The organism is Rathayibacter rubneri, from assembly GCF_023743255.1.
In the GTDB taxonomy this organism is placed as follows: domain Bacteria; phylum Actinomycetota; class Actinomycetes; order Actinomycetales; family Microbacteriaceae; genus Rathayibacter; species Rathayibacter rubneri.
This window is the reverse complement of record NZ_JAMRYM010000170.1, coordinates 1-3512: the sequence shown is the minus strand read 5'-3', so window position 1 is coordinate 3512 and position 3512 is coordinate 1. Positions and strand designations below refer to the sequence as shown.

Here is a 3512-nt window from a genome sequence, read left to right as displayed (position 1 = left end):
CGTCGGCGGTCGTGCCGGCGATCGGAGCGGCGATGGACGCCCTCGAGGCCGAGTACGACGCCCGCATCGGGCTCGTCGTCGTCGATACGGGCGACGAGCGGATCCTCGAGCACCGCGCCGACGAGCGCTTCCGCTTCGCCTCCTCGAGCAAGGCGCTCGCGGCCGGCGCCCTTTTGGCGCGCACCGCACCCGAGGATCTCGAGCGCGTCGTCACCTGGAGCGACGTCGTCGACCACTCCCCCGTCACGGGCCCGGCGACCGCCTCCGGTCTGCCGCTCGGCGAGGTGGCCGAGGCCGCCGTGCGCGTCAGCGACAACACGGCGCACAACGTGGTGCTCGGGGAGCTCGGCGGTCCTCCCGGACTGCAGGAGGCGCTGCGCGGGCTCGGCGACGACGTCACCCGCGTCGACCGCCTCGAGCCCGAGCTGAACACGACCACGCCCGAGGGTCTCGACACCGGCACGGCCCGCTCCCTGTCCTCGGATCTGCGGGCGCTCCTGCTCGGCGGCGCCCTCCACCCCGACGACCGCGACCTGCTCCGCGAGTGGATGAGCGGCAACGCCACCGGGGACGCGCTCGTGCGAGCGGGCGCCCCGGAGGGCTGGACCGTCTTCGACAAGTCCGGAGGGGCGGGCGGGCTGCGCACCGACCTCGCGCTCGTCGAGCGGCCGGACGCCGCCGCGATCGTGATCGCGGTGCTGACGGAGCGGAACGATCCGGCCCAGGACTACGACGACGCGCTCGTCGCCCGGGCCGCGGCCATCGCCCTCGACGCGCTGCGCTGAGCAGGGTTCGGCGACCTCGCCGCGCCTACCCTGAACCCGTGCCTCCCGCTCTCGCTCCCGCCGCCGGCATGTCCGCCTCGGCCGTGCTCCTCTTCGGACTGCGCCTGCCCCTCGCGGGCTACCTCGTGCTGGCCGCGAGCCTGCTGCTCGCCCTGGCGATCGACCGCGTCCTCGCCGTCGACCTCTCGCTCATCGCCGCGGGCCTCGTGATCGTCAGCACGATCTCGGTCGAGGCGAATCTCGACTACCCCAACATGGCGCTGATGGGGGTCGTGCTCTCGGCGGCCGTCGCCGTGCCCTGGGCCATCGACCGGTACGGCACGAAGCGGCGGATCATCCGGTTCCCGATCCGCACCGGGCAGAAGTGGACGCCGCTGGAGAAGTCGTACCTGCCCGCGGTTCTCGTGCTGGGCTGGATCCTGCTGCCGTTCTACTTCATCCGCTCGGGCGCCTACCTCAACTGGCCGGCCATCCACGCTCCCGACGAGATCGCGCGCCTCTTCGTCGGCGTCGGCTTCGTGGGCATCTGGGACGAGCTGTTCTTCATCTGCGTGGTCTTCGCCGTGCTGCGCCGCCACCTCCCGCTGTGGTGGGCGAACATCCTGCAGGCGGTGGTCTTCGTGTCGTTCCTGTGGGAGCTGGGCTACCGCGAGTGGGCGCCGGCGTTCACGATCCCGTTCGCGCTGCTGCAGGGCTGGATCTTCTCGAAGACGAAGTCGCTGACCTACGTGATCTGCGTGCACCTGCTCTTCGACGTCGTCGTGTTCCTGGCGCTGGTGCACGCCCACAACCGCGACTGGCTGCGCTGGTTCGTGTACTGAGCCAGACCCTTCCGGGGGTGGGCCACGGCCCAGTGTTACGGCGGACGTCACGAGGGCGACGCGAGGCGGCGACGATGCTCCATCATCGTCCCGTGCGCCGACGGCGCCCGCTCCGCACCGTCCCGGAAGGACACCAGGCATGATCCGCCTCGAGCAGCTCACCAAGGCCTACGGGCACGGCGACGCCGCCGTCACCGTGCTCGACCGCCTCGACTTCTCGGTCGCGACGGGCGAGATCTTCGCCGTCGTGGGGCCGAGCGGCGCCGGGAAGAGCACGCTCGCCGCGTGCGTGAACCTGCTCGAGCGGCCCACCTCGGGCTCGGTCGTCGTCAACGGGGACGCCCTCTCGCAGCTGTCCGAGCAGGAGCTGCGCGTCGCCCGCCGTCGCATCGGCACCGTCTTCCAGTCCGACGGGCTCTTCAGCCGCCGGACCGCGGCGCAGAACGTCGCTCTGCCGCTCGAGTACCTCGGAGTGACGGCCGCCGAGACGAAGCGCCGCGTCGCCGAGCTCCTCGACCGCGTCGGGCTCTCGGAGCGCGCCGGCCACTACCCGCACCAGCTCTCGGGCGGCCAGCGCCAGCGCGTCGGCATCGCGCGCGCCCTGGCGCTGCGCCCCAGCGTGCTGCTCTCGGACGAGGCCACCTCGGGCCTGGACCCGGCGTCGACCACCGCGATCACCACGCTCCTGAAGGAGCTGCGCGACGACCTGGGGCTCTCGATCCTCTTCATCACCCACGAGATGGAGACGGTGCGCCAGGTCGCCGACTCCGCCGCCCTGCTCGAGGACGGCCGCATCGTGGAGTCGGGGCGCCTCGTCGACCTGCTGCGCGACGCCTCCTCGCCGCTGGGTCTGGCCCTGAACCCGCTGCGCCCCGCCGCCGCTCCCGCGCCCGGCCTCACGGAGTGGGTGCTCGGCTACGCGCGCCCCGACGTGCCGGCGGACTGGATCGCGCGGCTCGCCGACTCCGTCGGACCGGTGTCGCTGCTGGGCGCCGCGATCGAGACCATCGGCGGGCGGGCCGTGGGCCACGCCACCGTGGCGCTGGACGGAGTCGACGAGCGCCGCCTCGTCGACGCGGCCGGCCCGCTCGGCCTCTCGGTCCGCCCCGCTCCCGCCCGCGACGCCTCCGCTCCGGTCGCCCTCGCCGAGGAGGTCGCCGCATGAGCCTGCATGTCGACAACCGCGTTCCGATCGCCGAGATCCCCGCGCTCGTCCTGCCCGCGCTCGGCGAGACGCTGATCATGGTCGGCATCGTCATGACGATCGTCGTGCTCGTCGGGATCCCGCTCGGAGCCGCCGTGCACAACCTGGCGCCCGGCGGGCTGTTCGAGAACCGCGCCGCGCACCAGGGTCTGAGCTGGGTGATCAGCATCGGCCGGTCGCTGCCGTTCCTGATCCTGATGGCGTCGATCATGCCGTTCACCCGGCTGATCACCGGCACCAACATCGGGATCGCGGCCGCCGTCGTGCCGATGTCGATCGCGGGCATCGCGTTCTTCACCCGCATCGTCGAGAACGCGCTGCGGAGCGTGCCGATCGCGCTGACCCGCGTGGCCCGAGCGTCCGGAGCGTCGCGACTGCAGGTCATCCGCTCGGCGCAACTCAGCGAGGCGGTGCCGCAGATCATCGGCGGCCTGACCATCAACACCATCGCGATGATCGAGTACTCGGCCATCGCGGGCACGATCGGAGCCGGCGGCATCGGCTACGTCGCCGTCACCTACGGCTACCAGCGGTTCGACAACACGGTGATGCTCGCGACGATCGTGATCCTGGTCGCCACGGTCGCGCTCGTGCAGCTGACGGGCGACGCCCTCGTGCGCGCCACGACGCCGAGCGCCTCCCGCACGCGGCGTGCCGAACGCGTCGCCGTCGCGGTCTGACCGCCCCTCCTCCTCCCCGTCC

The 3512-nt window shown here is 72.4% G+C and carries 4 protein-coding genes; all 4 read left to right on the top strand.

All coding sequences use genetic code 11. The features are described 5' to 3' along the window. Positions 1 to 785, top strand: a 785-nt coding sequence (gene bla / locus NB037_RS18925) for a class A beta-lactamase (RefSeq protein ID WP_251948528.1), incomplete at its 5' end; no start/stop codon positions are given. A gap of 38 nt (positions 786 to 823) precedes the next feature. After that, positions 824 to 1606 (top strand): CPBP family intramembrane glutamic endopeptidase, encoded by a 783-nt coding sequence (locus NB037_RS18920; protein WP_251948525.1) that lies wholly within the window; start codon positions 824 to 826, stop codon positions 1604 to 1606. A 139-nt stretch (positions 1607 to 1745) separates the two neighbouring features. Beyond that, positions 1746 to 2771, top strand: a complete 1026-nt coding sequence (locus NB037_RS18915; protein WP_251948522.1) for a methionine ABC transporter ATP-binding protein — start codon at positions 1746 to 1748, stop codon at positions 2769 to 2771. After that, the gene (locus NB037_RS18910) at positions 2768 to 3490 is read left to right on the top strand and encodes a methionine ABC transporter permease (protein WP_251948519.1); all 723 of its coding nucleotides are present in this window, start codon (positions 2768 to 2770) and stop codon (positions 3488 to 3490) included. The genes NB037_RS18915 and NB037_RS18910 overlap by 4 nt, the downstream gene beginning before the upstream one ends. Positions 3491 to 3512 lie beyond the last annotated feature (22 nt).